This window comes from Pseudomonas sp. Pseusp97, from assembly GCF_047304025.1.
Classification (GTDB): Bacteria; Pseudomonadota; Gammaproteobacteria; order Pseudomonadales; family Pseudomonadaceae; genus Pseudomonas.
In genome coordinates this window covers 1-17,656 of record NZ_JBGLYK010000115.1, presented here as the reverse complement: position 1 = coordinate 17,656, position 17,656 = coordinate 1, and the positions used below count along the sequence as shown (strand labels likewise).

The window sequence follows — 17,656 nt, the reverse complement described above, 5'->3', positions numbered from 1 at the left end:
TTTATGTGACGGGGTTTCGGCGGGGCCCCCCCCATCGTCCAGGGCACTGTGGTGGTGTTGGGTGTGTTGGGCTGCGATACCCATCAAATGCCGCCGCCTTCACACGAGTTACCCGCCCCATGAGCAGTCCGCGTTTCGATCCCTCCCAATACGACAGCCAACTGGCCGACAAGGCCGCGCGCCTGCGCGAGCTGCTGGCGCCCTTCGCCGCGCCTGAGCCGGAGGTGTTCGACTCGCCCCGTGAGCATTACCGCCTGCGCGCCGAGTTCCGCCTGTGGCGCGAGGGCGAAGCCCGCCACTACGCGATGTTCGAGCAGGGCGACAAGCACACGCCGATCCTGATCGAGGAATTCCCCATCGCCAGCCAGCGCATCAACGAGCTGATGCCGCGCCTGAAGGCCGCCTGGGCAGAGCCGACGCTGGGCCACAAGCTGTTCCAGGTGGAGTTCCTCACCACCCTGGCGGGCGACGCGCTGATCACCCTCTGCTACCACCGTCCGGTGGACGCCACCTGGCAGGCCGCCGCCGAGAAGCTGGCCGCCGAGCTGGGTGTGAGCATCGTCGGCCGCTCGCGCGGCAAGCGCGTGGTGGTGGGGCGTGACTACGTCAGCGAAGAGCTGACCGTCGCCGGCCGCACCTTCCGCTACCGCCAGCCGGAGGGCGCCTTCACCCAGCCCAACGGCGAGGTCTGCCAGAAGATGCTCAACTGGGCGTACGAAGCCCTCGGCCAGCGCGAAGACGACCTGCTGGAGCTGTATTGCGGCAACGGCAACTTCACCCTGCCGCTGGCCACCCGCGTGCGCAAGGTACTGGCCACCGAAATCAGCAAGACCTCGGTGAACGCCGCCCTGGCGAACCTGGCCGACAACGCCGTGGACAACGTCACCCTGGTGCGCCTCTCCGCCGAGGAGCTGACCCAGGCGCTGAATGACGTGCGCCCGTTCCGCCGCCTCGCCGATGTCGACCTGAAGTCTTACGCCTTCGGCAGCGTGTTCGTCGACCCGCCGCGCGCCGGCATGGACCCGGACACCTGCGAGCTGACCCGGCGCTTCGACAACATCCTGTACATCTCCTGCAACCCGGAGACCCTGGCGCAGAACATCGCCCAGCTGCACGACACCCACCAGGTGAGCCGCTGCGCCCTGTTCGACCAGTTCCCTTACACCCATCACATGGAAGCCGGCGTACTGCTGACCCGCCGCTGACGCCCTCGCCCAAGCGTATGCCGCCCAACCAAGGGTTGGGCGGCGCGCCGTCATTCGGCGGCTACGCTTGCGGGACAATGACGAGAGGCACGTCCATGTCCCGCCTGATCCTTCCCCTGCTCTGCCTGCTGCTGGCCGCCTGCGCCGGCAGCGATCCCGCCAACATCAGCGTCTCCCCCGCCGCCAATGGCCGGCAAAGCACCTTCTTCATCCAGGCCGTGCGCGCCCAGGGTCACCGCGAGGACCTGGAAGATCGCTTCGACCTCGCCGTGCGCCGCGCGCTGGAGGCCAAGGGCTACCGCTATCAGGACAATTCAGGGGAGCTGCGGGTGATCTATGCCGTCGGGCTGGAAAGCCAGACCGGCATCGTCCAGCGCCCGGTGGTCACCGGCGCGGGCGTGATGACTCAGACGCAGATCACCGATCAGGAACAGGCGCGCCTGGCACTGCAGATTCTCGACGAGGCGACGGGAACAGTGCTCTACCAGGCGCAGGTGGCGCGCCAGCTGCAAGACCCGAAGATCACCCAGCAGGCCGTGGACGAAGGCATCGCCCGGCTGCTGGCGGACTTCCCCGCACATGCGGGGAATTGAGGATCAGCTGTAGTTCGACGGCGACTTGCGCACGAACTTGATGCTGTACTTGAAGTCGGCCTTGCGCGTCACGCTGATGGCGCGGCGGGTGACGGTATCGATGGTGATGTTCCAGTTGCCGGTGCTGGGCACCTTGATCTTCGCCGGGAACCGGTCGAACGCGCCGCCGTGGTAGACGTGGCGCCCGCCATTCTTGAAGCTGCGGAAGGCGGCATCGGTCATCAGGCGGATGTTGCAGGTCATGGAGCACTCGATGACGACCAGATCGCCTTCGTTGAGGTGCTCACGTTGGTGTACGAACTTCATGCTGGCTCCGCCTTGCTTCTACCGCGAAATCAATACGATAGCACGGAGCGGGGGTTGCCCGGCAGCGGCGCCGCCAGCAGGCCGCGCCGCTTATCCGAAGCTCACGTCATTCGAAGTTCACAACCCCTCGAAGTCCGCCTTGCGCTCCTCCGGCTCCTCTTCCTCGCGCACCACCACGTGGCGATGGCGCGACTGCCGCTCCAGCCAGTAGAGGGCGAAGATCGCCAGTGCCGAGATCACCCCGCGATAAACCACGCCGGCCAGCTGCGCGTCCCACTCCATGCCGCCCTCGGTCCAGGCGATGAGCAGGCGCGACAGCGTCAGGGTCAGTTGCACCAGGATCACCAGGATCAGCGCCGGGCGCACCAGCAGGCGACGACGCAGGGCGAAGACCAGGAACAGCGCGAGGGCGAACTGGTGGCCGCCGTAGAACACGCGGGCATCGCTTACCGAGGACGGCTCCATCAGCAGCATGCCGCTGAGGTTGGCCATTTCGTAGGGGCGGATCCAGTAGAGCAGTCCCAGGCCACCCCAGACCAGAGCCTGGACCAGCAGGACGAGACGGGCGAAGAGCATCCGATTTTCTCCTTGGCCATGCAGCCATTGCCGAGCGTCCAACCCTGCGACCGACAGTCGCGGACGCACCACCGATCAGCTAGAGACCCCGCGCCGCCTGGCAAGTTCGCCTGCCCGCGTCATATGGGGAAACAAACGGCGGGTGGGGCCGTATCCACCGCGGGAGTATGCTCGGTCGGGTCCGTACTTCTAAGGTTCCCGACCATGCGCACCCTGCTTCTGCTCACCGCCCTTGTCGCCGGCGCCGCCCAGGCCGCCGAGCCGCTGACCATTGATGTGCACCGCGATGCCAACTGCAGCTGCTGCAAGGACTGGATCAAGCACCTGGAAAGCAACGGCTTCACCGTCAACGACCATGTCGAGGCGGACATGAGTGCAGTGAAGACCAAACTTGGCGTGCCTTACAGCATGGGCTCGTGCCACACCGGCGTTATCGACGGCAAGTTCGTCGAAGGCCACGTGCCAGCGGCCGACGTCCTGAAGCTGCGCGAGCGTGCCGATCTGGTCGGCGCCGCCGTGCCGGGCATGCCGATGGGCTCGCCGGGCATGGAAATGGGCGACCGGTATGACGCCTATCAGGTGGTCGGCCTGAACAAGTCCGGCCAGCGCGAAGTGCTGGCGGATTATCCCGCGCACTGACGCGGCTTTTCGTAGGAGCGAGCCATCTCCATCAGAGGTTCGCGAGCAAGCTCGCTCCTACAGAAGAGCAACGTGCCCAATGAAAAGGGCGGCCAGTTGGCCGCCCTTTTTGCTATCGACGCAGCGTCATTCGGCCTTGGCCGGCAACAGGCCGTCGGCGCGGAACATTGCCTTGATCCCGCGCACCGCCTGGCGCAGGCGGTCGCGGTTCTCGATCAGGGCGAAGCGCACGTGATCGTCGCCGTAGTCGCCAAAACCGATGCCCGGCGACACCGAGACCTTGGCATCCTTGAGCAGCTTCTTGGCGAATTCCAGTGAGCCCATGTGTGCGTAGGATTCGGGAATCTTGGCCCAGATGTACATGGAAGCCTTGGGGTTCTCCACCATCCAGCCGGCCTCGTGCAGCCCCTTCACCAGCACGTCGCGGCGCTTCTGGTACTGCTCGGCGATGTCGCGCACGCACTGCTGGTCGCCTTCCAGCGCGGCGATCGCCGCCACCTGCAGCGGCGTGAAGGTGCCGTAGTCGTGGTAGCTCTTGATCCGCGCCAGGGCCGAGACCAGCTCCGGATTGCCGACCATGAAGCCGATGCGCCAGCCGGCCATGTTGTAGCTCTTGGACAGGGTGAAGAACTCCACCGCGATGTCCTTGGCGCCGGGCACCTGCATGATCGATGGGGCCTTCCAGCCGTCGAAGGTGATGTCCGCGTAGGCCAGGTCGTGCACCACCAGCACGTCGTAGCGCTTGGCGAGGTCGACCACGCGCTCAAAGAAGTCCAGCTCCACGCACTGCGCGGTGGGGTTGGAAGGGAAGCCGAGGATCATCATCTTCGGCTTGGGGATGGATTCGCGGATCGCCCGCTCCAGCTCGTTGAAGAAGTCGATCCCCGGCACCAGCGGCACCGAGCGCACCTGGGCGCCGGCAATCACCGCGCCATAGATGTGGATCGGGTAGCTGGGGTTGGGCACCAGGATGGTATCGCCGTGGTCCAGGGTCGCCAGCATCAGGTGCGCCAGGCCTTCCTTGGAACCGATGGTGACGATGGCTTCGGATTCCGGGTCGATCTGCACGTCGTAGCGGTCGCGGTACCAGTGGGAAATGGCGCGGCGCAGGCGCGGGATGCCACGGGACGTGGAGTAGCCGTGGGTGTCTTCGCGCTGGGCGACCTGGCAGAGTTTCTCGACGATGTGCGGCGGCGTGGCCCCGTCCGGGTTGCCCATGGACAGGTCGATGATGTCCTCGCCACGGCGGCGGGCGGCCATCTTCAGTTCGGCGGTGATGTTGAAAACGTAGGGGGGCAGGCGATCGATGCGCGCAAAGCGACGAGCTGAACGGGGTTCAGTCATGGTGTCCTCTGATGAACGTAGGCGCCCGGAACCGTCCGAGCGACGCCGGCCACTGCGGTGGCCTGGAAAGCGTGGCGTGTGGGCTGCGCTTTCTTGTCGGCGAACATATAGCTCGCTAGGCTGGCTGTCGAGTTTTTCTTAGCACCGCTCAAGGGCGGCATCTGGAGGCCCATGTCCGCGCAACAATACTGGCAGCTCGACGTTTTCGCCGACCAACCGCTCACCGGCAATGGCCTGGCGGTCTTCCCCGACGCCCGGGGCATCCCCGCCCAGACCCTGCAGGCACTGACCCAGGAGCTGCGCCAGTTCGAGTCGATCTTCCTGTTCCCGTCCGCGTCGCTGGATACCTATTCGGCGCGCATCTTCACCCTCGACGAGGAACTGCCCTTCGCCGGCCACCCGGTGCTGGGCGCGGCCGCGCTGCTGCATCACCTGCACCAGCGCGGCGAGGAAGAACTCTGGACGCTGGAGCTGCCGGCCAAGCAGGTGAAGGTCGCCACGCGCCGTCGGGGTGCCGGCTTCCACGCCGAGATGAACCAGGGCGCCGCCGACTTCGGCAGCGTGCTGGACGACGAGGCGCGCCGCTGGTTCGCCGAAGCCTTCTCGCTCTCGGCCAGCGATCTCGCCGATTACCCCGCCGCCGTGGTCAGCACCGGCCTGCCCTACCTGCTGCTGCCGGTACGCAGCGAGGCACTGGGCCGCGTGCGCCAGCGCACGGATCTAGCGGGCGAGCTGGCAAAGCTCAACGCCGCCTTCGTTTTCGTGCTGGATGTAGATAATCGCGAAGGCCGTACCTGGGACGGCGCCGGAATCATCGAGGACGTCGCCACCGGCAGCGCCGCCGGCCCCGTCGCCGCCTACCTGGTGGAGCTGGGCAAGGCGCGCCGCGGCGAGCTGTTCCAGCTGGCCCAGGGCCGTTTCGTCGGTCGACCCAGCCGGCTCGACGTGCAGGTCGGCCAGGACGACGAGGTACGCGTCGGCGGCGACGTGCAACTGCTCGCCCGCGCCGAGCTGCTGCACCGGTTCGCCTGACGACCGGGCTGGCGGCCAGCCCCAGCCGAGACAACACTGAACCCACCTGTTCGATGGAGATGCCGCCATGCAATGGCGCAAAGGACGACGCAGCGACAACGTAGTGGATGCCCGCGATGACAGCGGCGGCGGCATGGGCGGCGGGGGCATGCGCATTGGCGGCCGCGGCCTGAGCCTGGGCGGCGTGGCCATCGTGGTGGTGATCGGCCTGCTCTCCGGGCAGGACCCGATGACCATCCTCGGCTCGCTGCTCGGCCAGATGGACGTCTCCCAGCAGCAGGCGCCGGCGCGGCCGACACAAGGCAAGCCGGCGACCGGTGCCGATCCGCAAGTGGACTTCGTCCGCTCGATCCTCGGTGACACCGAGGATACCTGGGGCGAAATCTTCGCCCGCAGCAACCAGCAGTACGAGCAGCCCAAGCTGATCCTGTTCAACGGCGGGGTGAACTCGGCATGCGGCTTCGCCTCCTCCGCAGTAGGTCCGTTCTATTGCCCGGGCGACCATCGCGTGTATCTCGACCTCGGCTTCTTCCGCGAGATGGAGCAGAAGTTCGCCGCCGCCGGCGACTTCGCCCAGGCCTACGTGATCGCCCACGAAGTCGGCCACCACGTGCAGAACCTGCTGGGCATCTCGGCGAAGATCAACGCCGCCCGCCAGCGCGGCGCGCGCATGGAAGGCGCCAACGGCCTGTCGGTACGCCAGGAACTGCAGGCTGACTGCTTCGCCGGCGTCTGGGCCAACCACGCCCAGCAACGCCTGAACTGGCTGGAGCCGGGCGATGTGGAAGAAGCGCTGAATGCTGCCAATGCCATCGGCGACGACCATCTGCAGCGCCAGGCGCGCGGCACGGTGATGCCGGACTCCTTCACCCACGGGTCCTCCGAGCAGCGCGTGCGCTGGTTCAAGCTCGGCTTCGAAAGCGGTTCGCCGGGCAAGTGCGATACCTTCAAGGCGCAGACGCTGTAACGTTTCGGCCCGGGTTCGCGAGCCAGCTCGCTCCTACAGTGACACCCCGCTCTTTGTAGGAGCGAGCTTGCTCGCGAAGCGCCTGACACCAAGGTCTACAAGCAACGCCTGAGCAGGTCGAGGAAATACGCCGGGTCCACCGGCTTGACCATGAAGTCCAGGACGTTCAGCCGCAGTGCCTCGATCACGTCGCGGGCATCCGCCTGGCCGGAGAGCACGATGATCGGCAGGAAGGTGCCGACCTCGCTCAGTTCACGGATCAACTCCAGCCCGGCGCCCTCGTGTTCCATGCGCAGGTCGGTCACCAGCAGGTCGATGTCGGATTCGTCGCGACGGATGCGCCGCAGCGCTTCGGCGGCGCTGCCGGCCGTCAGGCAGCGGAAGCCCGCGCCCTCGATCAGCTCGCGCATCTCGGCCAGCACCTCGCGGTCATCATCGACCACCAGCACCATCGGCATGCGCGCGGCCGGCGCAGTGACTTCGCGTAGCGCTTGCAGCTCTTCCTCATCGAGGATCACCGAACTGACCATGAACACCACACCGCAGATGAAGGCCCGATGCCAGCAGTCTAGATGGCAATGGGCCTTTAATCCCGCTGTCCGCGAGCGCTGCGCAAAAAAAGGGCCGCAACGCGTGCGGCCCTGGAAATACGCCGGCAGTGCCGGCGTCGTGGGATATCAACCGGCCTTGGCCAGGCCGGCCTGGCCCAGGCGCTCGGCGATTTCGCCAAGGATGGCCGGGTCGTCAATCGTTGATGGCGGCGCATAGCTCTCGCCGTCGGCGATCTTGCGCAGCACGGCGCGGAGGATCTTGCCCGAGCGGGTCTTGGGCAGGCGCTTCACCACCACCGCGCGCTGGAAGCAGGCCAGCGCGCCGATGCGCTCGCGTACCAGCGCCACCAGCTCGCGCTGCAGATCCGCCTCGCTGGTCTGCGCGCCGTCCTTGAGCACCACCAACCCCAGCGGCACGTGGCCCTTGAGGTCGTCCTGCACGGCAATCACCGCGCATTCGGCGACGGCCTCGTGCAGCGCCAGCAACTCCTCCATCTCGCCGGTGGAAAGGCGGTGGCCGGAGACGTTAATTACATCGTCGGTGCGGCCCATGATGTAGACGAAACCCTCTTCGTCCACGTAGCCGCCGTCGCCGGTGTGGTAGTAGCCGGGGTAGGTCTTCAGATACGCCTGCAGGTAGCGTGGGTGATCGTTCCACAGCGTCTGCGCGCAGCCGGGCGGCAGCGGCAGGGCGATGACGATGGAGCCCTGTTCGTTCGGTCCCAGCAGCCGGCCTTCGTCGTCCACCACCTGCACGTGATAGCCGGGCACCGCGCGGTTGGTGGAGCCGGCGCGCAGGTCATGGTCAGCCAGGCCGGTGCAGGGCGCGGTCACCGGCCAGCCGGTCTCGGTCTGCCACCAGTGGTCGTGCACCGGCTTGCCGGTGAGTTCCTCCAGCCAGTGCTGGGTGCTGCTGTCGAGCTTCTCGCCGGCGAGGAACAGGTGACGCAGCGAGCCCAGGTCGTAGCGCTTGAGCAGTTCGCCCTGGGGGTCTTCCTTGCGGATCGCGCGGATTGCCGTGGGCGCGCAGAACAGGCTGTTGACCTTGTGCTCCTCGATCACCCGCCAGTAGCTGCCGGCATCCGGCGTACGCACCGGCTTGCCCTCGTAGAACACCGTGGTGCAGCCATTCATCAAAGGGCCGTAGACGATCAGCGAGTGGCCGACCACCCAGCCGACATCGGAAACGCCCCACCAGACCTCCCCCGGCTGCAGTCCGAAGATGGTCGGCAGGGCGTAGCTCAGCGCCACCGCGTGGCCGCCGTTGTCGCGCACGATGCCCTTGGGTTTCCCGGTGGTGCCGGAGGTGTACATGATGTACAGCGGGTCGCCGCTGGCGACTTCCACCGGGTCGGCCGGTTGCGCGCGGGCCAGGGTTTCGCGCCAGTCCAGGTCACGCCCGGCGGTAAGCTCCGCCATCGCCTGCGGACGTTGCAGCACCAGCACGTGGGCCGGCTTGTGGCTGGCCAGTTCCAGGGCCTTGTCCACCAGCGGCTTGTAGGCGATCACCCGCTCGAACTCCAGGCCGCAGGAGGCGGTGAGCACCAGCTTGGGTCTGGCGTCGTCGATGCGCAGTGCCAGCTCGTGCGGGGCGAAGCCGCCGAAGACCACCGAGTGCACCGCGCCGAGCCGCGCGCAGGCGAGCATGGCCATGGCCGCCTGCGGCACCATCGGCATGTAGATGATCACCCCGTCGCCCTTCTCCACTCCCAGCGCACGCAGCGCGCCGGCCAGGCGTGCGACTTCATCGCGCAGCTCCAGGTAGCTGAAGCGCTGCTGGGTGTCGGTCACGGGGGAGTCGTAGATCAGCGCGGCCTGGTTGCCGCGGCCCAGTTCGATCTGCCGGTCGAGGGCGAGGTAGCAGGTGTTCAGGCGGCCATCGGCGAACCAGCGATGGCTGCCGTCGGGCAGGGCCTGCAGGGTGTCCTGCGGCGCGCGGTACCAGGCCACGCGGCCGGCCTGCTCGGCCCAGAAGGCGGAAGGTTCCGCGATGGAGCGGTCATGGGACTGCCGGTAACTCATCGTCACTGCCTCTTATTGTTGTTATCGAGGTCGAACAACGAGTATGGACGGGGATCGCCACCCCACCATCAACCTTTGGTCGTAGGCCATTCGCCGAGCGGGGCAAGATTGCTTTTCAGGATTTTTCAGCGAAGCGCGAACGCGTCCGCCCGGGCCCTCTGCGACGGGCTTGGACGCATGATCGCGAGCCGGACCACCGCATGTCGGCGACCACGGGTCGCACCCGTTGCCGCCACAGGACAGGACTACACTGAGGGTCCCTTTTCACCTGACCGCACAGGGGTGAGCAGCATGAACATCCTCGTCCGTCCGTCCCGTCTGAGCAAGGACCAGCCCTGGGAAGTCTGCCTCGATCAGCAGGCCGTGGGCTTTCGCAGCGAGCGCGAGGCGCGCAGTTTCGTCGCTACCCTCGAGGCCCGCCTGAAGGCTCCGCACCGGCTGCCGGAACAGGCGCAGCGCGCCGCCGGCTGATCAGGCCGCGCGCTCGCTGATCTGCCCGCTCAGCCAGCCGAGCACCGCGGCCACCAGGCCGCAGACGGTAATCACCACGGCCATCGGCAGGGCAGAGCCGTCGTGCAATGCGCCGACCAGCGCCGAAGCGCCGGCCGCCACGGTGAACTGCAGGCTGCCCATCAGCGCCGAGGCGCTACCCGCGTGTCGGCCCTGGCTGGCCATGGCGCAGGCCGAGGAATTGGGCAGCAGGAAGCCCAGGCTGGCGATGGCGCCGAACAACGGCACCAGCAGCGGCCACAGATGTTCAGGCTTGGCCAGGGTGATCGCCAGCAGCGCCACACCGCAGCCGAAGTACACCCACACCGCCCGGCGCAACCAGAACCCCGGCCCGCGATAGCGCAGCAGGCGCGCATTGACCTGCGCCATGAGGATGAAGCCTGCGGCGTTGCTGCCGAAGATCCAGCCGTAGTGCTCGGCCGGCACGCCATAGAGTTCGATGAAGACGAAGGGCGAGCCGGCGATGTAGGAGAACATCCCGGCGATGGCGACCCCGCCGGTCAGCGCATAGGTAATGAAGGAGCGATCGCGGAACAGCGCGCGGTACTGCTTCAGTGCGCCGCGCAATGGCGGGCGCGGTCCGCTCGGGATGGTCTCGGGCAGCCACAGCGCGATGGCGCCGCCGGCCAGGGCGCTGAACAGCGTCAGGCAATAGAAGATCGACTGCCAGCCGGACAGGCTCAGCAGCAGCCCGCCGCCCAGCGGCGCGAGGATCGGCGCCAGCCCCATCACCAGCATCAGTTGCGAGAAGGCCTTGGCGGCGGCAACCGGGTCGCACAGGTCGCGCACCACCGCCCGCGAGATCACCATTCCCGCGCAACCACCCAGGGCCTGGACGAAGCGCGCGCCGATCAGCCATTCCAGGCTCGGCGCGAAGGCGCAGGCCAACGACGCCAGGGTGAAGATGCTCACCCCCAGCAACAACGGGACGCGCCGGCCGATGCGGTCGGCCAGCGGCCCATACAGCAGTTGCCCGATGGCGAGGCCGGCAAAGTAGGCCGACAGGCTCAGCTGAATGTGTTCGACGTCGGTCCCGAAGGACTGCGCCAGTGCCGGGAAGCTGGGCAGGTAGAAATCGATGGCCATCGGCCCGAAGGCGCTCAGGGAGCCAAGGATCAGCAGGATGCGGAGGTTCATGAATCACCTGGTCACACACGTCCGCCGAAGGGCGGTCGATACCGCGGGGCAGGCAGGTGTGGATAACGGATTGGCGCACAAGGAAGGCGCGGCGAAGCCCTGCATTGTGGCGAGCGCCGGGAAATTAGCAAGCTCCCTAAGCAACTCCCGAAACAAAGGGAGAGGCGGGCCCGGTCGCACCGATCGGGCCCGCCGCTGCGTCAGGCCTCGTGCACGCCCTCGGGGGCGGGCTTGGCCTTGGCCTTGCGGCCGCTGAGCTTGTCCGCGGCCGACTCCACCAGCATGTAGAACATCGGGATGAGGAAGGTCGCCAGCAGGGTCGCGGCGAGCATCCCGCCGATCACCCCGGTACCGATCGAGTGACGGCTCGCGGAGCCGGCGCCGGTGCTGATGGCCAGCGGCACGCAGCCGAGGATGAAGGCCAGCGAGGTCATCACGATGGGACGGAAGCGCAGCTTCGCCGCCTCCAGCGCGGCCTCCACCGGGCCCATGCCCTGCTCTTCACGGCACATCACGGCGAACTCGATGATCAGGATGGCGTTCTTCGCCGCGAGCCCGATCAGCGTCACCAGGCCGACCTGGAAGTACACATCGTTATCCAGGCCGCGCAGCCAGATCGCCAGGATCGCCCCGAACACCGCGAAGGGCACCGCGGTGACCACCGCCAGCGGCAGGGTCCAGCGCTCGTACTGGGCGGCCAGGATGAGGAATACCAGGATCAGGCCGAAGATGAACGCGGTGCTGCCCGAGCCCTGGGTCGCCAGCTCCTGGTAGGCCGAACCGATCCACGCCAGCGAATACTCCTCGCCCAGCACCTGATCGGCCACTTCCTGCATGGCCGCCAGCGCCTGGCCGGAGCTGTAGCCCGGCGCCGGGCCGCCGAGCAGCTTGGCCGCGGGGAACACGTTGAAGCGTGCGTAGGAATCCGGGCCGAGGATGCGCTTGACCGACACCAGGGTGGTCAGCGGCACCAGGTCGCCGGTGGACGAACGCACGAAGACCTGGCTGAGGTCGTCCGGCTTGCGGCGGAACTCCGGCTCCGACTCCAGGGTGACCTGCCAGGTCCGCCCGTAGAGGGTGAAGTCGTTGACGTAGTAGCTGCCGAAGGTGGACTGCATGGCGGTGAACACGTCGTTGATCGCCACGCCCAGGGAGCGCGCCTTGGTGCGGTCGAGGTCGACGTAGTACTGCGGCACGTTGGCGTTGAAGGTGGTGTTCACCCCGGCCAGTTCCGGGCGTTTGGCCGCGGCGGCGAGGAACTTCATGGTCACCTCTTCGAGCTGCTCGGAGGTGCCCCCGCTGCGGTCCTGGATGTAGGCCTCGAAGCCGCCGGTGGTACTCATGCCGGTGATCGGCGGCGGGTTGAAGGACATCACCACGCCATCTTCCTGGCCGGCGCCCATCTTCATGAACTCGCGGGTAAGGTTGCGCGCGTCCAGCTCCGGCGTGGTGCGCTCCTTCCAGTCCTTGAGCGGCACGAAGGACACCCCGGCGTTGCTGCGGGTGCCGAAGGTGAGGATGTCGAAGCCGGCGAAGGTCACCACGTCCTGTACCGCCGGGTGCTTCATCAGTTCGTGGGTGACGTCGCTGGTGAGCTTCTCGGTACGACTCAGGGAAGCCGCCGGCGGCAGGAAGTAGGCGTTGAGCACGTAGCCCTGGTCCTCGTCAGGCACCAGCGAGCCGGGCACCCGGCCGAACAGGATGACCAGCAGGGCGATCATGCCGCCGAACAGCACCAGGCCCAGCACGGCCCGCTTGAGGAAGAACTGCACACCGGCGCCATAGCCGTTGGTGAGGTTCTCGAAGGTGCGGTTGAACCAGCGGAAGGGCGCGGCGGGCTCCTTGTGCTCGGGCTTGAGGATCAGCGCGCAAAGGGCCGGCGAAAGCGTCAGCGCGACGATGCCGGAGATCACCACCGACACCGCGATGGTGATCGCGAACTGCTTGTACATCTGGCCGGCCAGGCCGCCGAGGAAGCCCACCGGGATGAACACGGCGCAGAGCACCAGGACGATGGCGATGATCGGCCCGGTCACCTCCTCCATGGCCTTGATCGCCGCCTCCTTGGGCCCGAGCTTCTCGGTGCGCATCACCCGCTCGACGTTCTCCAGCACCACGATGGCGTCGTCCACCACGATGCCGATGGCCAGCACCATGCCGAACAGCGACAGCAGGTTGATGGAGAAGCCCATCAGGTACATGCCGGCGAAGGTACCGACCAGCGACACCGGGATCGCCAGCACCGGGATCAGCGTGGCGCGGATGTTCTGCAGGAAGATGAACACCACCACCATCACCAGGATCAGCGCCTCGACGAAGGTGTGGATCACCTCCTCGATGGAGACCTTCACGAAGGTGGTGGTGTCGTACGGGATCTTGTAGGTGATGCCCTGCGGGAAGCGCTTGGACATGGCATCCATGTGGTCGCGCACGGCCTGTGCGGTGTCCAGCGCGTTGGCACCCGGCTGCAGGTAGATACCGAAGGCGGCGTTCTGCTGGCCGTTGAGCGAGGTCACCAGGGAGTAGTCCTGCGCCCCCAGTTCGACCCGCGCCACATCCTTGAGCAGCAGGCTGGCGCCAGTGGCATCGCTGCGCAGGATGACGCTCTCGAACTCCTTGGGATCGGTGAAGCGGCCCTGGGCGGTGGCCATGTAGGTGAAGTCCTGCGGCTCCTTCATCGGCTGCTGGCCGAAGCTTCCGGCGGCGAACTGCGAGTTCTGCTCGCGGATCGCGTTGACCACATCGGTGGGCGTCAGGTTGTACTGCGCCAGCTTGTCCGGCCGCAGCCAGACGCGCATGGAGTAGTCCTTGGAACCGAACTGGCTGACGTCGCCGACCCCGGGAATCCGCTTGAGGTCATCGATCACGTTGATCAGCGCGTAGTTGCTGATGAAGATCGGGTCGCGCGAGTTGTCCGGCGAGAACAGCGTCACCACCTGCAGGATATCGGAGGACTTCTTCTCCACCTTCACGCCCTGCCGGCGCACTTCCTCGGGCAGCTTGGCGAGCGCCGCCTGCACCTTGTTGTTGACGTCGATGGTGGCCTGGTCGGGGTCGGTGCCGACCTCGAAGTACACGGTCAGGCTCATGGCGCCGCTGGCGTCGGAGTTGGACAGTTGGTAGATCATCCCCTCCACGCCGTTGATTTCCTGCTCCAGCGGAGCCGCCACGGTTTCGGCGATGACCTGCGAACTGGCGCCCGGATAGGCGGCCGTCACCGACACTTCCGGCGGGACGATCTCCGGGTACTGGGCAATGGGCAACGCGCGCATGGCCACCAGGCCCGCGAGCAGGATCACGATGGAGATCACCATCGCGAACACCGGACGTTCGATGAAGAAGCGCGAAATCACGATGGGCGCTCCTTAGGACTGGGAGGAAGCGGTGTTGGCGGCAGGTTCCTGCGCACCACCTTCGCTCGCCTTGACCGGCTGGTCGGGGCGCACCTTGAGCAGGCCGTCGACTATCACCCGGTCGCCATCGTCGACGCCGGCGTCGATGATCCAGCGGCCGTCCACGGTCTTGGAAGTGGTCACCTGGCGCACGCGGGCATAGCCGTCCTTGTCCACCACGTAAACGAAGGTGCCGCGCGGCCCCTGCGCCAGCGCGCGCTCGGGCAGCGTCACCGCCTTGCTCTGGGTGATGCCGGTGATGAGGATGCGCACGAACTGGCCGGGGATCAGCTGGTTGTGCGGGTTGGGCACCACGGCGCGGGCATTCACGGTACCGGTGCCGGTGTTGACGAAGCTGTCGGTGAAATCGACCACGCCTTCGATGGGGTACTTGCTGCCATCGCCAAAGCGCAGCTCGGCGGTGAGCTTGCCGTCCTTGGGCAGGAGGTAGCGGCCGCTCTTGACCCCATCGTTCATCTGGCTCGCCTGGGTGTCCGGGTAGGCGAAGTTGACGTACACCGGGTCGAGCTGGGTGAGCTTGGTCAGCAGGCTGGAATTCGGGTCGCTGGCCACCACCAGGCTGCCTTCGGAGCGCACCTCCTTGCTCGCCATGCCGGAGATCGGCGCGGTCACCGTGGTGTAGTTGAGGTCGATCTGCTTGGCCTGGACGTTGGCGCGGGCGGCCTCGACGTCGGCCTTGGCCTGTTCGAAATCGGAGGTGTAGCGGTCCAGTTCGCTTTCGCTGGCGAAGCCCTTGGCCTGCAGCTCGCGGATCCGCTTGAGGTCTCGCTCGGTCTGGCGGTAGCGCGCCTGGGTCTGCGCCAGCGAACCCTTGGCCTGGCCCAGGGCGGCCTGGTACGGGCGCGGGTCGATGCGGAACAGCACCTGGCCTTCCTTCACCGGCCGGCCTTCCTCATAGGTGCGCCGTTGCAGGATGCCGCTGACCTGGGCGCGCACTTCCACTTCGCGGTAACCGGCGGTGCGCGCGGCGTATTCGAAGGTCAGGGGAACAGGAGCGCTCTTGGCCACTTCGACCGTCACTGCCGGGGGTGGCGGCGCCGCCGCGGCGGGTTTGTCCTCGGCCTGGACCCAGGCAGCGAACAGGACGGGCAACCCAACGACAGCAAGCGCGACGGGCAAACGGCGGGCGAACGGCATGTAACCTCTCCATGGAAATGACTGACGGCGAAACCCCTAAGACGGCGACTGAGCGACCTTTTACCTACGCCAGTGTCTGTAAAGCACTGTTAGCGCTATAAAATCAGTAAACTGCCGGTCACCCAGTGATCCTAGCCTGTATACCACTAAGCGCCATGCGAAGAACTAAAGAAGATTCGGAACGAACCCGTCAGACGATTCTTGACTCGGCTGAAAGCCTTTTCTTTGCGAAAGGCGTCTCAAATACCAGCCTCGAAGAGATCGCACGCGCGGCCGGCGTCACCCGCGGAGCGGTGTACTGGCATTTCCAGAACAAGGCCCATCTGTTCAACGACATGCTCAACCAGGTCCGCCTGCCGCCCGAGCAGTTGGCCCAGCGGCTGTCCGGTTGCGACGGCCACGATCCGATCGAATCGCTGTTCCAGCTCAGCGTGGAAGTGGTCGAGAACCTCGCCCGCGACGAACAGCGCCGGCGCATCCTCACCATCCTCCTGCAGCGCTGCGAATTCACCGACGAGCTGCGCGACGCCGAAGAGCGCCACAATCAGTTCGTCCGCCAGTTCATCGAGCTTTCCGAGCAGCTGTTCAGCCGCGAGGACTGCCGCACCCGGCTGATGCTCGGCGTGACGCCCAAGGTCGCCTCGCGCGCGGTGCATGCGATGATCTTCGGCCTGCTCAGCGACTGGCTGCGCGATCCGGCACTGTTCGACCCGCTGCAGGAAACCCGCGAGCTGTTCGACGCCGTGTTCCGCGGCCTGGTGCGCGACTGGCACCCGGCGCAGGCATGAGGGGCCAGCAAGGCGCCGGCCCGGAAGGGTCGAAGCCTCAGGCCGCCTCGGCCTCGTAGCCTTCCTCGCGGATCGCCGCGAGGATGGCCGAATCGTCCAGCCGGCTGGCGACACGGACTTCGCCGGCGCCCAGGTCGACCTGCACGTCCGCCGCGGCGTCCAGCGCCTGGACCGCCTGGGTGATGGCGCGCACGCAGTGGCCACAGCTCATGCCTTTGACATTGAAGGTATGCATGGAGTCTCTCCTCTGATGGATTGAAGCGTTGGGTGCAGTCTCGACCTTGCCACCGTGGCAAGGTCAAGCCTCTCGCGTGGCCATCGCCCTGCACTTGTCCTACGTCAGCCTCTCAGCCAAGCTGCGGAAATAACTGACTCATCGGAGAACGCCCATGCGCCGTTCCCTCTTCATCGCTGTCGGTTTCGCCGCCGCCCTGCCCTTCGCCGGCCTGCCCGTGACCGCCCTGGCCGACGGCATGCCCGAGGAACCCACGGCTCCGCCCGCTCCTTCCCCCGGCTCTCCGGCCACTCCGCCGGCGAGCACGCCCGGCTCCTGGCCGATGCCGGACGCCCAGCCGGTGGCCTACGCCGTGCTGATCGTCAGCCGCGAACGCCTGGACACCGGCACCGCCTGCGACATCGACCTGTATGTGCAGGACGAGAAAGTCTCGCGCCTGCAGCCCGAAGGCGAGATCGCCCTCAACCTGCCGCCGGGCGAAGTCTCGCTGCGCCTGCAGACCGCCAACTCCGGCCTCTGCCGCAGCGGTATCCAGCCGCTGCGCGCGCAGTCCGTGCAGCTGCATGCTGGCGAAGTGCGCAAGTTCCGCATCGCCAACAGCGAGAGCGGGCTGTATCTCATGCCGGTTTCGAGCGGCAGTTGAAGACTCGCCCAGCGGTTTGACCTGCGACAAGATGGCCACGAACGAGGGTTGACCTTGCCCTCGTGTCAAGGTTGATGCTATCGGGGAACTTCAGGGAGAAAGCCCCATGAGCAGCGCCAACCTTATCGAACTCGACCTGCCCGTCTCCGGGATGACCTGCGCCAGCTGCGCCGGCCGGGTCGAGCGCGCCCTGCGCAAAGTGCCCGGCGTGCAGGACGCCAGCGTCAACCTCGCCAGCGAGCAGGCCCGCGTACAGCTTGCCGGGACGTCCAGCGGCGACAGCCTGCCGGCGCTGGTCGCCGCCGTCGAACAAGCCGGCTACCAGGTGCCAGCCCACAGCCTGGAGCTGGCTGTCGAAGGCATGACCTGCGCCAGTTGCGTCGGCCGCGTCGAACGCGCCTTGAACAAGGTCCCTGGCGTGCGCTCGGCCAGCGTCAACCTGGCCAGCGAACGCGCCCACGTCGAGCTGCTCGGCGCGGTGGATAGCGCCGCGCTGATTGCCGCTGTGGACAAGGCCGGCTACAAGGCTCGCCCCATCGAACCGGACCAGCCCGCCGT

General features: G+C 66.8%; 18 protein-coding genes. 9 read left to right on the top strand and 9 right to left on the bottom strand.

All coding sequences use genetic code 11. The features are described from left to right. The first annotated feature begins 119 nt into the window (after positions 1-119). Together trmA and ACCC94_RS18430 are read left to right on the top strand one after the other, a co-directional pair. The gene (gene trmA / locus ACCC94_RS18435; RefSeq protein ID WP_413350941.1) at positions 120-1,205 is read left to right on the top strand and encodes a tRNA (uridine(54)-C5)-methyltransferase TrmA; all 1,086 of its coding nucleotides are present in this window, start codon (positions 120-122) and stop codon (positions 1,203-1,205) included. A gap of 95 nt (positions 1,206-1,300) precedes the next feature. Then, the gene (locus ACCC94_RS18430; RefSeq protein WP_413350940.1) at positions 1,301-1,798 is read left to right on the top strand and encodes a DUF4136 domain-containing protein; all 498 of its coding nucleotides are present in this window, start codon (positions 1,301-1,303) and stop codon (positions 1,796-1,798) included. Positions 1,799-1,801: 3 nt separating this feature from the next. Here the strand turns inward: ACCC94_RS18430 and ACCC94_RS18425 are convergent, their stop codons facing one another. Next, positions 1,802-2,104 (bottom strand): DUF1883 domain-containing protein, encoded by a 303-nt coding sequence (locus tag ACCC94_RS18425; RefSeq protein WP_017521653.1) that lies wholly within the window; start codon positions 2,102-2,104, stop codon positions 1,802-1,804. A 117-nt stretch (positions 2,105-2,221) separates the two neighbouring features. Continuing rightward, positions 2,222-2,680: a DUF4345 family protein gene (locus tag ACCC94_RS18420; protein WP_088421695.1), complete on the bottom strand. Its 459-nt coding sequence runs from the start codon at positions 2,678-2,680 to the stop codon at positions 2,222-2,224. 204 nt (positions 2,681-2,884) lie between these two features. Between ACCC94_RS18420 and ACCC94_RS18415 the strand changes: the two genes are divergently transcribed. Then, positions 2,885-3,319 carry a DUF411 domain-containing protein gene (locus ACCC94_RS18415; RefSeq protein WP_413350938.1) on the top strand — a complete coding sequence of 145 codons (435 nt, stop codon included), beginning with the start codon at positions 2,885-2,887 and terminating at the stop codon, positions 3,317-3,319. 126 nt (positions 3,320-3,445) lie between these two features. On the opposite strand, the gene alaC is transcribed toward ACCC94_RS18415, so the two are convergent. After that, positions 3,446-4,663 carry an alanine transaminase gene (gene alaC, locus ACCC94_RS18410; RefSeq protein WP_413350936.1) on the bottom strand — a complete coding sequence of 406 codons (1,218 nt, stop codon included), beginning with the start codon at positions 4,661-4,663 and terminating at the stop codon, positions 3,446-3,448. Between the two features lie 171 nt (positions 4,664-4,834). On the opposite strand from alaC, the gene ACCC94_RS18405 reads away from it, so the two are divergent. Continuing rightward, positions 4,835-5,695, top strand: a complete 861-nt coding sequence (locus ACCC94_RS18405; RefSeq protein ID WP_413350935.1) for a PhzF family phenazine biosynthesis protein — start codon at positions 4,835-4,837, stop codon at positions 5,693-5,695. 67 nt (positions 5,696-5,762) lie between these two features. Next, positions 5,763-6,662: a neutral zinc metallopeptidase gene (locus ACCC94_RS18400; protein WP_413350934.1), complete on the top strand. Its 900-nt coding sequence runs from the start codon at positions 5,763-5,765 to the stop codon at positions 6,660-6,662. A 95-nt stretch (positions 6,663-6,757) separates the two neighbouring features. Here ACCC94_RS18400 and ACCC94_RS18395 read toward each other — a convergent pair whose 3' ends face one another. Together ACCC94_RS18395 and ACCC94_RS18390 are read right to left on the bottom strand one after the other, a co-directional pair. Then, entirely contained in the window at positions 6,758-7,192 is a 435-nt protein-coding gene (locus tag ACCC94_RS18395; RefSeq protein ID WP_413350932.1) for a response regulator, read from the bottom strand. Between the two features lie 147 nt (positions 7,193-7,339). Beyond that, the gene (locus ACCC94_RS18390) at positions 7,340-9,235 is read right to left on the bottom strand and encodes a propionyl-CoA synthetase (protein WP_413350931.1); all 1,896 of its coding nucleotides are present in this window, start codon (positions 9,233-9,235) and stop codon (positions 7,340-7,342) included. Positions 9,236-9,526: 291 nt separating this feature from the next. Here ACCC94_RS18390 and ACCC94_RS18385 point away from each other — a divergent pair, with 291 nt between their 5' ends. Next, entirely contained in the window at positions 9,527-9,706 is a 180-nt protein-coding gene (locus ACCC94_RS18385; protein WP_413350930.1) for a hypothetical protein, read from the top strand. Here ACCC94_RS18385 and ACCC94_RS18380 read toward each other — a convergent pair whose 3' ends face one another. The 3 genes from ACCC94_RS18380 to ACCC94_RS18370 all read right to left on the bottom strand — a co-directional run bounded on the left by ACCC94_RS18380 (position 9,707) and on the right by ACCC94_RS18370 (position 15,432). Next, a complete protein-coding gene (locus ACCC94_RS18380) occupies positions 9,707-10,882 on the bottom strand; it encodes a multidrug effflux MFS transporter (RefSeq protein ID WP_413350929.1) in 1,176 nt (391 codons plus the stop codon). Positions 10,883-11,082: 200 nt separating this feature from the next. After that, positions 11,083-14,235 carry an efflux RND transporter permease subunit gene (locus ACCC94_RS18375; RefSeq protein WP_413350928.1) on the bottom strand — a complete coding sequence of 1,051 codons (3,153 nt, stop codon included), beginning with the start codon at positions 14,233-14,235 and terminating at the stop codon, positions 11,083-11,085. Between the two features lie 12 nt (positions 14,236-14,247). After that, a complete protein-coding gene (locus ACCC94_RS18370; RefSeq protein ID WP_413350927.1) occupies positions 14,248-15,432 on the bottom strand; it encodes an efflux RND transporter periplasmic adaptor subunit in 1,185 nt (394 codons plus the stop codon). A 155-nt stretch (positions 15,433-15,587) separates the two neighbouring features. Here ACCC94_RS18370 and ACCC94_RS18365 point away from each other — a divergent pair, with 155 nt between their 5' ends. Next, positions 15,588-16,220, top strand: a complete 633-nt coding sequence (locus tag ACCC94_RS18365) for a TetR family transcriptional regulator (RefSeq protein ID WP_413350926.1) — start codon at positions 15,588-15,590, stop codon at positions 16,218-16,220. Between the two features lie 37 nt (positions 16,221-16,257). On the opposite strand, the gene ACCC94_RS18360 is transcribed toward ACCC94_RS18365, so the two are convergent. After that, positions 16,258-16,455, bottom strand: a complete 198-nt coding sequence (locus tag ACCC94_RS18360; protein ID WP_017521666.1) for a heavy-metal-associated domain-containing protein — start codon at positions 16,453-16,455, stop codon at positions 16,258-16,260. Between the two features lie 154 nt (positions 16,456-16,609). Here ACCC94_RS18360 and ACCC94_RS18355 point away from each other — a divergent pair, with 154 nt between their 5' ends. Both ACCC94_RS18355 and ACCC94_RS18350 read left to right on the top strand, forming a co-directional pair. Continuing rightward, the gene (locus ACCC94_RS18355) at positions 16,610-17,098 is read left to right on the top strand and encodes a hypothetical protein (protein WP_413350925.1); all 489 of its coding nucleotides are present in this window, start codon (positions 16,610-16,612) and stop codon (positions 17,096-17,098) included. A 106-nt stretch (positions 17,099-17,204) separates the two neighbouring features. After that, on the top strand, positions 17,205-17,656 hold a 452-nt coding region (locus tag ACCC94_RS18350; protein WP_413350924.1), incomplete at its 3' end, for a copper ion binding protein.